The 16699-nt window shown below is 63.6% G+C and carries 14 protein-coding genes and 1 riboswitch; of the genes, 10 read left to right on the plus strand and 4 right to left on the minus strand.

Going from position 1 to position 16699, the window contains the following annotated elements; genetic code table 11:
• Nucleotides 1-106 precede the first annotated feature (106 nt).
• Nucleotides 107-1159 carry a lysylphosphatidylglycerol synthase domain-containing protein gene (locus AC522E_RS16595; protein WP_500747352.1) on the minus strand — a complete coding sequence of 351 codons (1053 nt, stop codon included), beginning with the start codon at nucleotides 1157-1159 and terminating at the stop codon, nucleotides 107-109.
• 244 nt (nucleotides 1160-1403) lie between these two features.
• Here AC522E_RS16595 and AC522E_RS16600 point away from each other — a divergent pair, with 244 nt between their 5' ends.
• The 3 genes from AC522E_RS16600 to AC522E_RS16610 are packed head-to-tail and all read left to right on the plus strand — an operon-like array spanning nucleotide 1404 to nucleotide 4834.
• Nucleotides 1404-2792, plus strand: coding sequence for a PAS domain-containing protein (locus tag AC522E_RS16600; RefSeq protein ID WP_500747353.1), 1389 nt, complete (start codon nucleotides 1404-1406; stop codon nucleotides 2790-2792).
• 30 nt (nucleotides 2793-2822) lie between these two features.
• Nucleotides 2823-3368: a bifunctional adenosylcobinamide kinase/adenosylcobinamide-phosphate guanylyltransferase gene (gene cobU, locus AC522E_RS16605; protein ID WP_500747354.1), complete on the plus strand. Its 546-nt coding sequence runs from the start codon at nucleotides 2823-2825 to the stop codon at nucleotides 3366-3368.
• Complete coding sequence (locus AC522E_RS16610) at nucleotides 3365-4834, plus strand: cobyric acid synthase (protein WP_500747355.1); 1470 nt, start codon at nucleotides 3365-3367, stop codon at nucleotides 4832-4834. The genes cobU and AC522E_RS16610 overlap by 4 nt, the downstream gene beginning before the upstream one ends.
• Here the strand turns inward: AC522E_RS16610 and AC522E_RS16615 are convergent, their stop codons facing one another.
• Nucleotides 4835-5689 (minus strand): ABC transporter substrate-binding protein, encoded by an 855-nt coding sequence (locus AC522E_RS16615; RefSeq protein WP_500747356.1) that lies wholly within the window; start codon nucleotides 5687-5689, stop codon nucleotides 4835-4837. It abuts the gene before it with no gap.
• A 15-nt stretch (nucleotides 5690-5704) separates the two neighbouring features.
• A riboswitch (cobalamin riboswitch) is annotated at nucleotides 5705-5921 on the plus strand.
• Between the two features lie 36 nt (nucleotides 5922-5957).
• On the opposite strand from AC522E_RS16615, the gene AC522E_RS16620 reads away from it, so the two are divergent.
• Together AC522E_RS16620 and AC522E_RS16625 are read left to right on the plus strand one after the other, a co-directional pair.
• A complete protein-coding gene (locus tag AC522E_RS16620) occupies nucleotides 5958-7928 on the plus strand; it encodes a TonB-dependent receptor plug domain-containing protein (protein WP_500747357.1) in 1971 nt (656 codons plus the stop codon).
• A gap of 705 nt (nucleotides 7929-8633) precedes the next feature.
• Complete coding sequence (locus tag AC522E_RS16625; RefSeq protein ID WP_500747358.1) at nucleotides 8634-9593, plus strand: transglycosylase SLT domain-containing protein; 960 nt, start codon at nucleotides 8634-8636, stop codon at nucleotides 9591-9593.
• Nucleotides 9594-9628: 35 nt separating this feature from the next.
• On the opposite strand, the gene AC522E_RS16630 is transcribed toward AC522E_RS16625, so the two are convergent.
• Both AC522E_RS16630 and AC522E_RS16635 read right to left on the minus strand, forming a co-directional pair.
• On the minus strand, nucleotides 9629-10900 hold the full coding sequence (locus AC522E_RS16630; RefSeq protein ID WP_500747359.1) for an MFS transporter: 1272 nt from the start codon (nucleotides 10898-10900) through the stop codon (nucleotides 9629-9631).
• A gap of 149 nt (nucleotides 10901-11049) precedes the next feature.
• Nucleotides 11050-11295: a hypothetical protein gene (locus AC522E_RS16635; RefSeq protein ID WP_500747360.1), complete on the minus strand. Its 246-nt coding sequence runs from the start codon at nucleotides 11293-11295 to the stop codon at nucleotides 11050-11052.
• A gap of 213 nt (nucleotides 11296-11508) precedes the next feature.
• Between AC522E_RS16635 and ggt the strand changes: the two genes are divergently transcribed.
• The 5 genes from ggt to AC522E_RS16660 all read left to right on the plus strand — a co-directional run bounded on the left by ggt (nucleotide 11509) and on the right by AC522E_RS16660 (nucleotide 16491).
• Entirely contained in the window at nucleotides 11509-13266 is a 1758-nt protein-coding gene (ggt, locus tag AC522E_RS16640) for a gamma-glutamyltransferase (protein WP_500747361.1), read from the plus strand.
• Nucleotides 13267-13327: 61 nt separating this feature from the next.
• The gene (rfbB, locus tag AC522E_RS16645) at nucleotides 13328-14392 is read left to right on the plus strand and encodes a dTDP-glucose 4,6-dehydratase (RefSeq protein WP_500747362.1); all 1065 of its coding nucleotides are present in this window, start codon (nucleotides 13328-13330) and stop codon (nucleotides 14390-14392) included.
• 108 nt (nucleotides 14393-14500) lie between these two features.
• The gene (gene metZ / locus AC522E_RS16650; RefSeq protein WP_500747363.1) at nucleotides 14501-15691 is read left to right on the plus strand and encodes an O-succinylhomoserine sulfhydrylase; all 1191 of its coding nucleotides are present in this window, start codon (nucleotides 14501-14503) and stop codon (nucleotides 15689-15691) included.
• A 91-nt stretch (nucleotides 15692-15782) separates the two neighbouring features.
• Entirely contained in the window at nucleotides 15783-15950 is a 168-nt protein-coding gene (locus tag AC522E_RS16655) for a hypothetical protein (RefSeq protein ID WP_500747364.1), read from the plus strand.
• Nucleotides 15951-16227: 277 nt separating this feature from the next.
• On the plus strand, nucleotides 16228-16491 hold the full coding sequence (locus AC522E_RS16660; protein WP_500747365.1) for a hypothetical protein: 264 nt from the start codon (nucleotides 16228-16230) through the stop codon (nucleotides 16489-16491).
• The last annotated feature ends 208 nt before the right edge of the window (nucleotides 16492-16699 follow it).

Raw genomic sequence — 16699 nt, forward strand, 5'->3', positions numbered from 1 at the left:
CCCGGGAGGCGGCCTCCCTGGTCGTGACGGTTTCGCTCATGATCAACTCGATGGACCGGCGCCTGCTCCTTAAGGGAAAAGTCCGGGAAAGTCATCCGGAGGCGGCTTACGCTTCCGGAACAGGAGCCTCATCCTCGTCGGGCGTGAACTTGTCGCGCATCGAGCGGATGCGATTGCGGATCTCGTAGGCGCCAAGGAGAGCCAGCGCGATCACGAACGGCACGAGGTAGTAGCACAGGCGATAAAGGAGAAGGGCACCGAGCACGGGCTCGCGGGGATAGCTCGACAGCGCCAGCAGGATCGTGGCCTCGAAAACGCCCAGCCCGCCGGGGGCGTGGCTTGCGACGCCCAGCATGACGGCGAAGATGTAGATGGCCACGAAGGTCTCGAAGCCGATGTTGTGTCCGCCCGGCAAGAGTATGAAGAGGACCGCGGCACCGGCGCAGACATCCACGGCTCCGATCAGCATCTGAGCCGTGGTGAGGCGGAACCCTGGCAAATCGAGGCGCCAGCCCTGGATCCTGACTGCCCGCCTCTTGAGGGAGACCCAGACGAGATAGGCCACGACAAGGATCGCGGCGACGAGCCCGACGAGCTGATTGATCCAGATATTGGTGTAGACGAGGCTGGCGACCTCATCGGCTTGGCGGATCATGCTCGAGGCCAGGACCAGCGCCATGCCGAGCCAGAAGGTGACACCTGCGATCACCGTCAGGCTTGCCACCCGCCCGGCACTGATCCCCCGCGAGGAATAGATCCAATACCGAACCGTTCCTGCCGTCAGCAGGGGAAAGCCCAGGGTAAAGCTGACGGCATAGCTCGTGAATGAGGCCAGGGCCGTCGTTCTGTAGGGAATCTGCAGCTTGAGCTGCCGCAGGGCGATTGCATCGTAGCACGTGAGAAGGCTGTAGCTGAGGGTCGTGAACAGGATGGCGAGGCCGATCTGACGAAGGCTTGCCGCCGTGAAGGCGGATTTCAGCTCGTTGACATCGATCCCCGATACGATGTGCCAGAGGACGACGAGCGACGCTCCGAACAACAGCAGGCTTCCGGCCATCCCGATCCACGCGAAGCGGCGGGATCGCCTTTCCTTCGGGTGGAGGGCCTCGGCAGATGCGATCTCCGGAGGGGGAGCCGGAATGGGTCTCATGTCATTCATGAAAGTGCAGAACTTGCCTTAGGGTCAGTATCTCGGGCGTTCGAAGGCAGCCCTGCATCTAAGGGCTTCCGGCTTGAACCGCCAGAGGCGCGGAATGCTTAAACCTATCCGGACTGCGCCGCCGCTCTTTGTGTCACAGAAGTCACAGGTAAAGCATGATTCGAGTTGTCAGGCTCAAAAAGGCCTACAACAATGGCCACACTAGGGTACCGCGCCGGAATGGCACAAATGCTAGGGGATCTGGGTGGCATCGAAGGACAGCGACGATCAGCTCATGCTTTTGGCGGAACGTTTGCCTCAGCTCGTCTGGTTTACCGGCCCGGAAGGATACCATGACTACTTCAACCAGCGCTGGTACAACCTGACAGGAACAACCGCCGAGCAATGTCGTGGGGAAGGATGGAAGAGCGCCGTCCATCCAGCCGACCGGTCCCATGTGGACGAGAGGTGGCGCCAAGCCCTTGCCTCTGGGAAGCTCTACGAGGCGGAATACCGCCTCAGGAAGGCTGACGGAACATATTGCTGGATGCTCAGCCGCGGCCTTGCCCATCGGGATTCCGACGGCAAGATTACCCGGTGGTTCGGCACCTGCACCAACATCGACGCCCAGAAGAAAGCCGAAAGCGCCCTCGCTCTGCTGGAGGAGCAGCACCGCCTCGCCCTGGAATCCGCCAATCTCGGCACTTGGAGTCTCGACCCGACCACCAGGATTGCGGTTTTCGACGCGACCACATGTGCGCTGCTGCAGCTCCCGCCGGAGCGCGGCAAGGGGATGCCTTTGGACGATCTCTTCGCGATCGTCCACCCGGATGATCGCGCGACCGTGGAAAAACGCATCGCGGAGGCGGCGGATCCGACGGCAGACGGTTCATACGAACTCGAATACCGGATCATGCCACCGGGCGGCGGCATCCGCTGGATCCGCGCCCGCGGCAAGGCCTTCTTCGCCGAGGAGGGAGGACATCGGAAAGCAGTCCGCGTGTCGGGGGTCATCAACGACAATACTCGCCAGCATGCTCTGGAAGAAGCGCAGCAACTCCTGACCCGGGAGTTGAATCATCGGGTGAAGAATCTTTTCGCCATCGCGAATGGCATGGTGTCTCTGACAGCGCGGTCGGCCAAGGATACCAAGGACATGGCCGCCAGCCTGCGCGGCCGTCTCAGCGCTCTTTCCCGGGCGCATGAGCTGGTGCAGCCTCCTTCGACCGCCGAGCAATTCAGCGGAGCCGAAATTCCCCTCGGTCAGTTGATCGGAGCCGTGCTGGCCCCCTACAAGGACACCCACAAGGACATTGTCGTGGAGGGACCGGACGTCCGGGTCGGCGCTCAGACGACAACCGGACTTGCCCTTGTCCTCCACGAGCTGGCGACCAATGCGGCCAAGCACGGCTGCCTCTCGAGTCCCGAAGGACGACTCCTCATCTGCTGGACCGTCGGACCGGACAAGGTGGACCTGGACTGGACCGAGACCAATGGCCCACCTATCGAAGCACCCCCCACCTTCGAGGGTTTCGGCACCCAGCTGACCCAGAGAAGCATTGCCGGCCAGCTTGGAGGCACCCTTGACCGGGAATGGCGACACGAAGGCCTCTGTGTGCATATGACCCTTCCCCTCGATCGTCTGGCTGGTTGAGTCGGTTCCCCTGTCCCCGGATTTACACACATGACGCTCCATCGCCGGATCCTGGTTCTGGGTGGCGCCCGCTCGGGCAAGAGCCATACGGCTCTCGCCCTTGCTGAAAAGGCAGACGCGACCCGCGTCTTCATTGCGACCGCCCAGGCCTTCGACGACGAGATGCGGGAACGCATCCACCGCCACCGGGACGAGCGCAGCGACGACTGGCAGACCTGCGAAGCACCACTCGAACTCGCAGACGCCATCGCCAGATGGGCTGCTCCGGACCGGGTCGTGCTCGTCGACTGCCTGACCCTCTGGCTGTCCAACGTCCTGCTCGAGGGACGCGACGGAGTTTCGGAAACGGAACGCCTTGCCTCCGCCATTCGGGCCACCTGCGGCCCGGTCATCCTGGTGTCGAATGAGGTGGGATGCGGGATCGTGCCGGCAACACCGCTCGGCCGCGATTTTCGCGACGAGCAGGGACGGCTCAATCGGCGCATGGCGGAGATCTGCGATGCGGTGATCTTCGTCGCTGCCGGCTGTCCGCTTCTCCTGAAACCGGTTCCGGAGCTCGACCTGTGCCTCGGATGAGCACACAGCCGCCTTCCGTCATGATCCAGGGCACCGGATCGAATGTCGGCAAATCCCTCCTGGTCGCCGGCCTGTGCCGGCTCTTCGCGCAGCGCGGCCTTCGGGTGAGGCCGTTCAAGCCGCAGAACATGTCGAACAACGCAGCGGCAGTGGATGGCGGGGAGATCGGACGTGCGCAGGCGTTGCAAGCGCGCGCGGCCAAGGCTCCGGCGAGCGTTCACATGAATCCGGTTCTCCTGAAGCCGGAAACGGACAAGCGCTCACAGGTCATCGTCCAGGGAAAGCGCTACGGCCATCTCGACGCTCACGCCTTCCGTCAACGCGATCGTCTTCTGCCGATCGTCCTCGACAGCTTCGATCGGCTGGGCCGCGACGCGGACCTCATCGTCGTCGAGGGAGCGGGAAGCCCGGCGGAAACCAATCTGCGCACGGGCGACATTGCGAATATGGGCTTTGCCGCTGCCGCCCGGGTGCCTGTCCTGCTGGCCGGAGATATCGATCGGGGCGGCGTCATCGCAAGCCTCGTTGGGACGCACGCGGTTCTGGATCGTGAGGATCGCAGCCTTGTCCGCGGTTTTCTCATCAACAAGTTCCGCGGCGATACGCACCTCTTCGACGAAGGCCTGTCCACCATTGCCGCGATGACCCGATGGCCGTCGCTCGGTGTCGTGCCATGGTTCGACGACGCGCATAAACTGCCGGCGGAGGACGCGCTCGACATCGTCTGCAGGGCAACGTCCGATGCGGTTCTCAAGATTGCCGTCCCCATCCTGCCGCGGATTGCGAACTTCGACGATCTCGATCCTTTGAAGCTCGAGCCCTCCGTCAGTCTGACGATGGTTGCTCCCGGCACGCCGCTCCCGGCCGACGCCGATCTCATCATCATTCCCGGTTCCAAGGCGACCGTCGCGGACCTGGCCTTCTTTCGCGCGCAAGGGTGGGATATCGACCTTGCATCCCATCTGCGACAGCGTCGGAAGGTGATTGGACTGTGCGGCGGATACCAGATGCTGGGGCGCGTGATCAGCGACCCGGAGGGCCTCGAGGGCCCGGCGGGCTCCGTTGCCGGGCTCGGGTGTCTCGACGTCGAGACGGTCCTGACGTCAGAGAAGACCGTCCGCCCTGTCCTCGCTCGCCATGAGCCGAGCGGTTTCGATGTCCCGGCCTACGAGATCCATCTCGGACGGACGACGGGCCCGGATACCCTCTCTGCGCCCTTCTCCATCGCCGGCGCGCCGGACGGGGCGGTCTCGAAAGACGGCCTTGTCGTCGGCACCTATCTGCACGGACTCTTCGCGGCCGATGCCTTCAGAAAGGCCCTTCTGAAAGGTATTCACCCATTCGCTGCGGACGGGACGGTGAGCTACGAGGCGGAGGTGGAGCGCACCCTCGACGACCTGGCCGCCCATCTCGAGGTCCATCTCGATGCCGATCGCATCCTCGCCATCGCGCGGGATGGCGTCTGATCAGCGGACCTTTTCGCGGATCTCCGAAGCGAGGGCATCAATGAGCGCGGGGGTCGAGGGACCGCCGCAGATGGTCAGCCGACCAGGAACGGCGAGGCGCCGTGCCGGCGGCACGGCCTGTGCGAGCGCTGGATGGCCCAGAAGCGCCGAACCATTGTCCACGCTCTTGCCCGCATCGTCGTCCATCAGCAGGTAGTCGGGCGGTGTCTCGACAATGGTCTCCAGCCGCGCGACGCCGCCACGGCCAAGGCCCAGCGCCTCCTGCTGAAGCGCGAAACCCATGTGTCGCAGCAATTCTCCGACCAGGGAATCCGAGGCCGGCACCCATCCACGTCGGTAATAGGTGAGGATGCTGCGCCCGCCCCGGACAAGTGCACCGGCACGGGCAAGCGCCGCATCGATATCCGCAATCAGCGCATCGCCCCGCTCGGGATGGCCGAGACGGCGCGCAACCACCCTGATCTGCTCTCGCCCGCCCTCCAGGTCGTGCCACGGGTCGAGGGCCAGCACCTCCAGCCCCTGCCGACGCAGCAGAGCGGTGCGGCTCTGCTGGTCGAAGGAGCCGGCGAGAACAAGATCGGCACCACTGAACAGGACGGCCTCTCCCCTGCCTTCGTTCGCCGGCAGGGAGGAAGCTTCGCGCCACAGGAAGGAAATCGAAGGATCGCGGGCCAACGGACTCACCGATGCGATCTGGTTCCGGTCCGCGAGGGCGAGGAGGAGCTGATCGGTGCAAAGATTTAGCGATACCACCCGTTGCGGCGTCTGTGCCGCAGCGCCGTTGCCCCCAGCGCCCATGGCGAGGCTGATGAAAAAAATCCATCGGGAAATCCGCCTGAGGCAGAGTTGCGGCATGAGAGGCAACCGACTAAGAGGGATGGAGACGTTGGTCCTCGAGTGATCGAGGTGAAACGGGAACACGGTGCGGATTTTCCAATGCCGTGGCTGCCCCCGCAACTGTAAGCGGCGAGCGGCGGTCCTACATGCCACTGAATCTGCGGGCTCTACAAGCTCGAGATGATTTGGGAAGGCGGACCGCTCGCGACGACCCGCAAGCCAGGAGACCGGCCTGCGTCTGAACGTCAACCCAGATGCCCGCCGGTGGGGTGGGCAGGAGGTCTCCATGCTGATGTCTTCGCGCTGCCTTCTGGCGGCGTCCGTTTCCGTTTGTGCCCTCGCCTCCAGCGCGGCCCATGCCCAAACCGTTACCCAGCCGATTCTCGTCCCTGACATCGTTATCACCGCGACACGATCGCCCCAGGCGATCAGCCGCGCGGGCAGTTCCATCTCGGTCATTTCCGGCGAGGAAATCGCCAAGGAATCGCCCAAGAGCATCGCCAATGTGCTGCGCCGCGTGCCAGGTGTCACGGTCACGGAAACGGGCGGCCCGGGTGGAACCACGTCTGTCCGGATCCGCGGCGCGGAGGCGCGACACACCCTCGTCCTGATCGATGGTATCCGGGTCAACGATCCCTCGTCCGGCGCGGGCGAATTCGATTTCGCCAATCTCGAATCGGTCGATATCGAGCGCATCGAAGTCCTGCGCGGGCCGCAATCAGCCCTTTACGGATCGGACGCCATGGGCGGTGTCATCAACGTTATCACTCGCAAGGGCAAGGCGCCGCGGGCGATGATCAGCGCCGAAGGCGGCTCATACGGGACGAAGGCCGGACGCGCCGCGATCTCCGGTTCGTCCGGCGCGGTCAACTATGCCTTTTCCGCCACGGGCTTCGATACGGCGGGATTCTCGCGCTACGGCTATCGCATCGGTCGCATCGAGCGCCTGCGCGCATGGCCGCTCGAGGCGGATTCGGCCGAACGCCTCGGCGCCTCGGCACGTGTCGGCATCGATCTGTCACCGGATGCGCAACTGGAGTTCGGCGGTTACACGAGCTACAATGGCGCACAATATGATGCCGGCTTCGGCGCCGCGCCCGACACGGCCTCGCAATCACAGCAGCGTCTGTTCGAAGGCCACACACGCCTCACGTTCAACACGTTCGACGGCATTCTTCGCAATTCCTTCCTCGTATCGGGCAATCGGACGAACCGCCACTATCGCGACGTGAGCTATTTCGGGTCACCTCCGATCACGAGTTGGTCCAACTCGGGCTTCGAGGGCGACCGCGCCTCCGCGGAGTATCAGGGAGACCTGAAGCTTGGAACCTTCGGACTGCTCACATTCGGTGCCAAGCTGGAGCGGGAACGCTTCGTCGCGACAGCACGCGATGTGCTGCCTTTCGCGAGCGCCCCGCACGAGACGAACGATGCATCACGCGACACGCGCTCGCTCTATGCACTCCATCAGATCAGTCTGTTCGAGAACCTGCACCTGTCTTTCGGCGGGCGGCTCGATGCCTCCGACGACGGCAACCGTTTCGGAACCTGGCGTGCGACGGCTGCCTACGAAATTCCGAACTCCGGCGCAACGCTGCGCGCCAGCCTTGGCACCGGTGCGAAGGCACCCAGTCTCTTCCAGCTGTATGACCCGACCTATGGAAGCGCCGATCTCCGCCCCGAGCATTCGATCGGCGCAGATATCGGCCTTGATCAGCGCCTTCTCGATGACCGCCTGACCCTTTCGGCTACATTCTTCGCCAATCGCTTCCGGGACCTCATCGATTTCGTGTTCGATCCGGGCAGTTGTCCGCCGAGCAATCCATTCGGATGCTATCTGAACGTGGCACGGGCGCGCACGTCGGGCGTGGAACTATCCGCGGATATCGATATCGTGCCGTCGCTTCTGCGTGCCAAGGCGGTCTATACCCACACGGATGCCTTCGACCTCGCGACCCATTTGCGGCTGGCACGGCGGCCGCAGGATGAGGGGCGGATCGGCCTTGTCGTGACACCGATGGCCGGGCTTTCCATAGAGCCGTCCGTCGTCTTCGTCGGCAGGCGGTTCTCCACGACGGGCGAGCAGGACGAACTCGCTCCCTATGCACGCCTCGACGTCTATGCCGATTACAAGATCACTGAGACGTTCAGCATGTATGCGCGCATCGAGAATCTGACCGATGCCCGCTATCAGGACATCTATAATTACGGCACGGCCGGACGCTCCTTCTATGCCGGGCTCCGGGCAACCTGGTAAGCCGCGCCCCACGTTTTGACCGGCAGCGGGCGGGCCATTGGCGGCCCGCTGCCGCAACCGGGGCGCAAGACGCCGGGTCGAGGACCAGGCCGACACAGGCTGCGGGCCGAACCAGGGGTTTCACTTCGCTGGCTAGAAAGTCCTTCGCGGGCTGAGCAGCCTCGCAGGAACCAGACGCCGGATGCACAAGCGCTTACAGCGGATTTCTGCCCCCACTGGTATTGCGAAGCAAAATGCCGCTTACCTTTAGAAAAAGTAACGATAACTAAAGAATTACGGATTCCCTCTCCATTCAAAGGGCGACCTCCGGTCGCAGGGGGAAATATATTGGAACCGGCAAGGTCAAGCTGACCTATTCTTGACATATCAGGAGGTCACGAAGAGCGCGTTCCAATCATAAACAACCGCAAACCCGCCTTACGGCGACGCGGTATTTCTTTGGGGGCTTCCTGCATGACTGTCGACCTGACAGCGTCTCATGACGCTTGCCAGCCACTCGGCTTTTGCGATTCCGATGGGCCGGTCCACTGGCTCACCCCACGCGGCACAGCACAAAAGGGGGACAGGCCCCCGCTGCTTCGCTCTCTTCTTCGCCTTACCTCGAGCCTTGGCCTCGGGGCCTGCCTGACCGTTGCGACCGCTTCGGCTGCCATCGCGCCGGCTGCCGCTGCCGGGAAGGACACGCTCTCGGCCCCGGAGCCAAAGGTGACGCTTCCACCTGTTGCTTCGATCAATCTTGGCGATGTGGAGAACACTGGCGCCATTCGCATCGCGCCCCTCGACACCACACGGGCCGATCTGTCAGGCGTAACCGCGTCCCGAGCGACTCCCTCTCAGGATGCAGATCCACTGGCATCCATCGTTCCGGCAGAGCCCGCCGATACGCGCGACGCGAGGGCGCGGATCATTTCCTCCATGCCTTTGTCCCCGGCCCCGGAGGCGACAATCCGGAACGACATGGAGCAGAATGCGGTCAGTGCCCTGGATCATGTCACGTTCGACACCATGCGCGTCCCGCGCTGGATCGTCGATACGATCCTCCGCGCTTCCGAAGAAACCGGAGTCGATCCGGTTTACATGATGGCCCTGGCTGACAAGGAATCGAGCTTCCTGCCGGCGAACAAGGCGTCGACCTCCTCGGCCGAAGGGCTGTTCCAGTTCGTGACGAATACGTGGCTGGAGGTCGTCCGCGCCTTCGGGGCCAGATATGGCTTCAATGCGGAGGCTCAGGCGATCCAGATGGTGGACGGCCAGCTGACCGTGCCGACAGAAGCCATGCGCGAGCATATCCTGGGCCTTCGCCGCAACCCCTATGTGTCGGCGTTGATGGCAGCGGAGATGCTCAAGCGCGACCGCGCCAAGATCGAGAGCAAGCTCGGACGCACGATCACGCGGTCGGAATTCTATCTGTCGCACTTCTTCGGCGTAGACAGTGCCAGCAAGTTCATCACACTGCTTGACGACAAGCCGAAACAGAGCGCCACGCGTGTCTTCCCAGCCGCTGCCAAGGCCAATCGCTCCCTGTTCTTCGTGAAGTCGGGACGCAAGACGCGGCAGCTATCGGTCGCGGAGGTCTACGACAAGATCGACGAGATGATCGACAAGCGTCTCAACCGATATGAAGACGTGTCGACGACGGTCGCGAGTTCCGAATTCGATCTCTGATCCGGTTCGATTCCGGATCGGGAGAGGCGCCGTCGCTATGGAGATGTCGGCGCCTCGTCGGAGACCGGCTGTTCTGCGGTCTCGGCCGTATCGCCGCGCGGCGCCATGACGGCGGTCGGGGAACTCGTCGGAGTCACGTCGACGAAGCCTCCCATGGCGGGCTCGCGCTTCTGCTGGCGGATGCGCACGATGACGAAAACCGTCAGGACCAGGCAAACGGCGGCGGAATAGATGAACAATCCCCCTGGGCCGAGAGAGGCCATCGCCATCGCTCCGAAGAGCGGACCGATCGTCACGCCTACGGCCCAGGAAAACAGAAGCGTTCCGATGGTGGAGACGATGTGCTCGGGTTCGATGATGTCGCAGGCATGGGCGACGCAGACGGAATAGATGCACAGCGCGAAGCCGCCCCAAGCCGCAAACGCCCAGAGGATCAAGCTCCCGGCTCCGTTCATGCTTGCAAGCAGGATGACCACCGAGACGACGCTGGTACCGGCTGCCAGGCCGGCGATCACATAGCGGCGGTCGAAGCGGTCCGACAGCCAACCCAGGGGCCATTGCAGCAGAAGGCTCCCGGCCTGCAATGCGAAAAGCAGGGCAGCCGCCTTGCCCTGGTTCAAGCCGATACTGGTGCCGAAGACGGGCGTAATGGCGATGACGGGTCCATTGACCAATCCTACGATGAACGAGCCGACCACAGCGGACGGGGCTGCGGAGAACAGACTCTTGACCCGAATGCGGACGCTGCTCGGTGCCGGCGGTTCCTGGGTGGTCGTCGCCGCAATGGGAATAAGCGACAGCGACATCAACGCGCTCACCACCATGAAAAGCCCATCGGAGCGAATATCGCCGAGGGCGATTCCCAGCGGCGACAGCATCAGGGCAATCTTCGTGCAGATCATGTAGATCGACAGGATGCGTCCACGGTGGCTTGAGGTCGCGCGGGCGCTGATCCAGCCGTCCGTCGCCGTAAACACGCAGGCAAAGGTCACGCCGGTCAAACCCCTGAGCATGACCCAGGCGAGCGTGGTGTTGGCCTGCGTCATGGCCAGGATGACGACGGTGGCGATTGCGGCGAGACTCGCGAAGGCGCGGATATAGCCGACATGGCGAATGAAGGCGGGCGCGAGAAAGCAGCCCGACGAAAAGCCGAGGCCATAGGCAGCCGCCACGATTCCGATGGAGGAAACGGACAGGCCCGCCGCCTGCATCCGCAGTGGCATCAAAGCCTGGAGCAGTCCGTTTCCGGTCTGCAGCAATGTGGTCGCAGCCGTTATCGTCCAGATGAGGGAAAGGGAGGAGTTCACAATGAAAAGCGGCCGCGATGAAGGCGCGAAGGCGCGGGATACCCGCTAGAAGACTCCAGCGCTCCGAAGAGATCAAGAGTCCTTATCGTATGCCGCCATGTGTTTACGGGAAGTTTCGACGCGCCGCGCCATTGCCGCATCCTTGCCGCTCAGGACGGCCTCTGCGCGCCTCGCGCACCCTTCTGAAAGCTCGCGAAAAGGTAGAATCCGTTGAAACGGACACCTGTCGCCGCGGCCTTGTCATCGAAGCCAAGGGGTCTCTGGCGACGAGGCTCGACCTTTCCCGCGAATTCCCATTGCGGCGCGATCAGGAAGCGCGGCACGGAGCGCTCCTCAGGCACGGCGCAGGACAGTCCGTCGGGTCCGGTATTCCGAAACAGGTTGTAAGCGTACATGCCGATCCTCCTCAGCGTTTCTTCGGCTCGAATCGTCATACTTACGTATGAGAACCATGCTGGGACACCTGGGCGGGAATGTGTCTTTGTTGCGCCCGGGCAGGGGCGGCAGGAGTGGCGATTGGGAGTGGCGGCGATAGGTCGTCATTTGTTAGGCTTGCAGTCTAGCTCGGTCCCTGCCGGGGACGAAGGGCGTCAGAGGGAGTACTACAGATGACGGCACACGCATCCAGATGGCACAGCCTCGCAGCGCTCGGTCTCATGGCGCTGGGGCCGATGATGACGCCCTCCTTCGCCCAGCCCCTGGCTCCGTCCCCCGAGGCTCCGACCGGGCGAGCCGCAAAGTCGATCGCGACGGCGACCAAGGACATGGTGGCTGCGGCGAATCCGCTGGCCGCGCAGGCGGGGCGGGAGATCCTGGCCGCAGGCGGCAGCGCCGTCGACGCAGCGATCGCCGTCCAGCTTGTGCTCAATCTCGTCGAACCGCAGAGTTCGGGGATTGGCGGCGGTGCCTTCATGGTCTTCTGGGACGGGAAGACGGTAACCACCCTCGATGGGCGCGAGACCGCGCCTGCGGCGGCGAAGCCCGAGCGCTTCCTCGGTCCTGACGGCAAGCCGATGAAATTCTACGATGCGGTGGTCGGTGGACGCTCGGTCGGGGTTCCCGGGACCCTGCGGCTGCTGGAGACCGCCCACGGGCGCTGGGGCAAGCTGCCATGGCAGCAGGTGATCGACCCTGCGATCCGGCTGGCGGAGGATGGATTTTCCATTTCCCCACGCCTGAACGGCCTTCTCTCCCAGGAAAAGTACCTTCAGAACGACCCGGTGGCCCGCGCCTATTTCTATGATGCCGACGGCAAGCCGAAGGCGGTCGGAACGGTTCTCAAGAACCCGGCCTTTGCCAAGACTCTCCGCCTCGTTGCCGACAAGGGTGCGGATGCGCTCTACACGGGTGAAGTCGCCGAGGACATCGTGGCGACCGTGACGGCTCACCCAACCAATCCGGGCGATATGACCCTTGACGATCTGAAGGCCTACAAGGTCGTCGAGCGGGAGGCGGTCTGCGGCCGGTACCGGGCCTACAAGATCTGCGGCATGGGACCGCCAAGCTCCGGCGCAATCGCCGTCCAGCAGATCCTGGGAATCCTCGAGACCCGGGATATGGCGTCCCTGAAGCCCGGTCCCGAGGCGGTGCACTGGATTGCCGAGGCGGGCCGCCTCGCCTTTGCGGACCGGGCTCTCTACGTCGCCGATCCCGCCTTTGTGACAGTGCCGGTGAAGGGTCTCGTCGACCCGGGCTACCTCAGGAGCCGCGCGGCCCTGATCGACGAGAACAAATCCATGGGCAAGGCCAAGCCGGGTGAACCTCCCTTCCGGAAAACCTTTCTCTGGGGGCCATCCGAGGGCATCGAATTCGGCACAAGCCACATGTCGATCGTCGACCGGGATGGCAACGCCGTGTCCATGACAACGACCATCGAGGACGGTTTCGGTTCACGCCTGATGACGAAGAGCGGCTTCCTGCTCAACAACGAACTGACCGACTTCTCCTTCGCCACGGTCGAGGACGGCAAGCCTGTCGCAAACCGGGTCGAGGCGGGAAAGCGCCCCCGCAGTTCCATGGCGCCGACCATGGTGTTCGACAAGGACGACAAGCTCTATGCCGTAGTCGGGTCTCCCGGCGGAAGCCTGATCATCAATTACGTCGCGAAGGCCCTTGTCGCGCTGCTGGACTGGCAGCTCGATCCCCAGGTCGCCGCCGACCTCCCCAATGTGGGCAGCCGCAACGGTCCGACGGAGCTCGAAGCGGGAACCGAAGCGGAAGGCTGGAAAGCCGGCCTCGAGGCCAAAGGTCACGAGGTCAAGCTCATCGACCAGAATTCGGGCATCCATGCCATCGTCTCGACGCCGGCAGGCCTGGTCGGAGGCGCGGACAGCCGACGCGAGGGCGTTGCCATCGGCAACAACTGAGGGCCCGTGGTACACGGTTTCTGTCATCGACCATGAATGCGACATCCATCGAAGGGACACCATGAAGCGCTTTTTAGTGACAGGGGGGGCGGGCTTCATCGGCTCCGCAGTCGTCCGCACCCTCATCCGGGAGACGCCGCACGACGTGCTCGTGGTCGACAAGCTGACCTATGCGGGCAACCTGGATTCCCTGAAGCCCGTCGCCAACAACCCGCGCTACCGGTTCGAGAAGGCCGATATCGCCGACGCGGAGCGGCTGCGCACCATCATCGAAGCCTTCCAGCCCGATGTGATCATGCATCTCGCCGCCGAGAGCCATGTGGACCGCTCCATCGACGGTCCGGGCGACTTCATCCAGACCAACATCGTCGGGACCTATGCCCTGCTCCAGGCGGCCCTCGACTACTGGCGCGGGCTGCCCGGCGCGCGGCAGGCGGGCTTTCGCTTCCACCACATCTCGACCGACGAGGTCTTCGGTTCGCTGGGCGAGGACGGCTTCTTTCACGAGGACTATCCTTATCAGCCGACGTCGCCCTACTCCGCCTCGAAGGCGGCATCCGACCATCTCGTGCGGGCCTGGCACCATACCTATGGCCTGCCGACTCTGGTGACCAACTGCTCCAACAATTACGGGCCCTATCATTTCCCCGAGAAGCTGATCCCGCTGATCATCCTCAATGCCCTCGAGGGCAAGCCCCTGCCGGTATACGGCAAAGGCGAGAACATCCGCGACTGGCTGTTCGTGGACGACCACGCCCGAGCCCTGATCCTGGCCGCCGAGAGAGCCGCGCCCGGCTCGACCTATGCCATTGGCGGCCACAACGAGCGCCGCAACATCGATGTGGTGCGCGGGATCTGCGCCCTGGTCGATGAACTGTCGCCGAGCAAATCCATCGGCCCGCGCGAGGCGCTGATCAGCTTCGTGAGCGACCGGCCCGGCCACGACCTGCGCTATGCCATCGACGCTGCGAAAATCGAGCGCGATCTCGGCTGGCGCCCGGTGGAAACCTTTGAAAGCGGGCTCCGCAAGACAGTGGAATGGTATCTCTCCAATCGCGAATGGTGGGAGCGGGTGCGTTCAGGGATCTATCGGGGCGAGCGGCTTGGTCTCGCAACAGGGTCGTGAGAAGGAGAGACCACTCCAAATCCAGGTTCCCGCGACGGAGATGACACTGGACAAATTCGTTTCGAGAGACGATTGTTCTTTTTAGAGAACAATCCTGAACTTTGAGCGATGACCGATCCAGATCCCTCCGCCTGTCACCTTGAGACCCGCCTCGTCCACGAGGGCCAGCATCGAACGCCCTATGGAGAGACCTCGGAGGCCCTCTTCCTGACCCAGGGCTTCATCTATGAGGACGCCGAGACCGCCGAGCGGCGCTTCCGCAATGAGGAGCAGGGCTACAGCTATACGCGCTACTCCAATCCGACCACGACCGTGTTCGAGGAGCGGATGGCCGCTCTGGAAGGCGCAGAAGCGGCCCAGGCGACGGCAACCGGCATGGCGGCGGTCACGGCGGCGGTGATGGGCCAGGTCGCGGCCGGCGACCACGTGGTGGCGGCCCGCGCCCTCTTCGGGTCCTGCCGCTGGATCGTCGAAGACCTCCTGCCCCGCTTCGGCGTCGGCTGCACCCTTGTCGACGGGCCCGACCTCGATGCCTGGCGCAGGGCCGTGCGGCCGGAAACCAAAGCCTTCCTGCTGGAGACACCCTCCAATCCCAGCCTGGAGATCATCGATATCGCCGGCGTCGCCGCCATCGCCCACGAGGCCGGCGCGACGCTGACCGTCGACAATGTCTTTGCCACGCCCCTGTTTCAGAAGCCGCTGGCACTGGGCGCCGATTGCGTCGTCTACTCCGCCACCAAGCACATCGACGGGCAGGGCCGATGCCTGGGCGGGGTCATCCTCGGCTCGGCCGAGTTCATCGAGACGAAGGTCCTGCAGTTCCTGCGCATGACCGGCCCGTCGATCTCGCCGTTCAATGCCTGGGTTCTGTTGAAGGGCTTGGAGACACTGCCGCTGCGGGTCGAGCGCCAGACGCAGGTTGCGGGCTTTCTCGCCGATGCCCTTCACGATCACGGCAAGGTCCGGCGCCTGACCTATCCCGGCCGTCCCGACCATCCCCAGGCCGAGCTGATCAAACGCCAGATGAGCGGCGGCTCGACAATGATCGCCCTCGACGTGACGGGCGGCAAGGCGGGCGCGTTCCGCTTCATGAATGCGCTCAAGCTGATCCGCATTTCCAACAATCTCGGCGATGCGAAGAGCCTCGTCACCCATCCGGCGACGACCACGCATCAGCGTTTCACCCCCGAACTCAGGGCGGAGATGGGCATCACGGAGGGGTTGGTGCGCCTGTCCGTCGGACTCGAGCATCGCGACGACCTTCTCGCGGACCTCGCCCAGGCCCTGGACAAGGTCTGAACGCCTGAGCAAGTTCCGCTCCAGGCGGCGTTCATCCTCTTGCCACAGTTCAGCCTAACCTTCTCCATTCCACAGGATCGGAGGAGACGACATGAACGCAAACGAACGCAGTTGGACACTCGAAGATTCCTGCACGCTCGTATCCCTCGCCAAGGAAGGCATGCCCGTTTCCGTCATCAGCCTGAAGCTGAAACGTTCGCTCGCCGATGTCCTGGCCAAGCTCAACGATCTCGGCCTTGCGCCTCCCGTCGAGGCATGACGGGCAGAAGTTCCCTCTCCGCATAACAAGGAAGGCGACTGATCCGTTCAGTTGCCCATCCTTCCCTTCGTCGGGTTGCAGCATGGATCTGCAACGCAGCGGCCGCGCCATGCCACCTCGCGCCTGACGCACTGCCGCTGCAGGACAGTCTCACGCATGCCCCGCGACCTTCACTGCCTCAGTCGATCCCGTCGCCGGTCTTCTTAGCGCCGGGCAGGAACGGAGACCGTCCGGCATGCGTTGGCGTCGGTCTTCAACGCCACATCGGAGAGAGCCTATGAACAAGGTCAAACGCTTGTCCCTTGTCTTGGCGGGATGTCTTTTCACCGGAACGCTGGCCGGAAGCGTTTCCGCACAACCCCGCATGGACAGGGATTGGGACGGGCGCGACTGGCAGGATGGAGATCGTGGCTGGGACAGAGGGCGGGATTGGGAGCGCGGTCCCCGCTGGCGCGAACGCGACTGCTACTATGAGCATCGGCGTGAACGAAACCGATTCGGCGATGTCGTCGTCCGGCGTTACCGCGTCTGCGAAGACTGACAGTACAGGCCCCAAAAGAGGATTCTTCTTTCGGAGCCTGTCCGATGCTCGCTCCTTGTCCTTCAGCGTGTGCGGGTCACTGGGACGTCGGCGCGGAAGGCGCTGAAGATGACGATGATCCCGGAGCGCGGGGCTGCGATTGCACCCGGTCGAACATCCGCAGGGCGGAATCCACGCAGGCTTGCGTCGATTCCCGATCGCCGCACAC

Source organism: Microvirga sp. BF8, from assembly GCF_059888585.1.

Excerpts from the sequence above, each read along its gene's own strand:
- AC522E_RS16595 (WP_500747352.1), bottom strand. The coding sequence starts at position 1,159 with ATGAATGACATGAGACCCATTCCGGCTCCCCCTCCGGAGATCGCATCT.
- cobU (WP_500747354.1), top strand. The coding sequence starts at position 2,823 with ATGACGCTCCATCGCCGGATCCTGGTTCTGGGTGGCGCCCGCTCGGGC.
- AC522E_RS16610 (WP_500747355.1), top strand. The coding sequence starts at position 3,365 with ATGAGCACACAGCCGCCTTCCGTCATGATCCAGGGCACCGGATCGAAT.
- AC522E_RS16615 (WP_500747356.1), bottom strand. The coding sequence starts at position 5,689 with ATGCCGCAACTCTGCCTCAGGCGGATTTCCCGATGGATTTTTTTCATC.
- AC522E_RS16620 (WP_500747357.1), top strand. The coding sequence starts at position 5,958 with ATGCTGATGTCTTCGCGCTGCCTTCTGGCGGCGTCCGTTTCCGTTTGT.
- AC522E_RS16635 (WP_500747360.1), bottom strand. The coding sequence starts at position 11,295 with ATGTACGCTTACAACCTGTTTCGGAATACCGGACCCGACGGACTGTCC.
- ggt (WP_500747361.1), top strand. The coding sequence starts at position 11,509 with ATGACGGCACACGCATCCAGATGGCACAGCCTCGCAGCGCTCGGTCTC.
- rfbB (WP_500747362.1), top strand. The coding sequence starts at position 13,328 with ATGAAGCGCTTTTTAGTGACAGGGGGGGCGGGCTTCATCGGCTCCGCA.
- metZ (WP_500747363.1), top strand. The coding sequence starts at position 14,501 with ATGACCGATCCAGATCCCTCCGCCTGTCACCTTGAGACCCGCCTCGTC.
- AC522E_RS16655 (WP_500747364.1), top strand. The coding sequence starts at position 15,783 with ATGAACGCAAACGAACGCAGTTGGACACTCGAAGATTCCTGCACGCTC.
- AC522E_RS16660 (WP_500747365.1), top strand. The coding sequence starts at position 16,228 with ATGAACAAGGTCAAACGCTTGTCCCTTGTCTTGGCGGGATGTCTTTTC.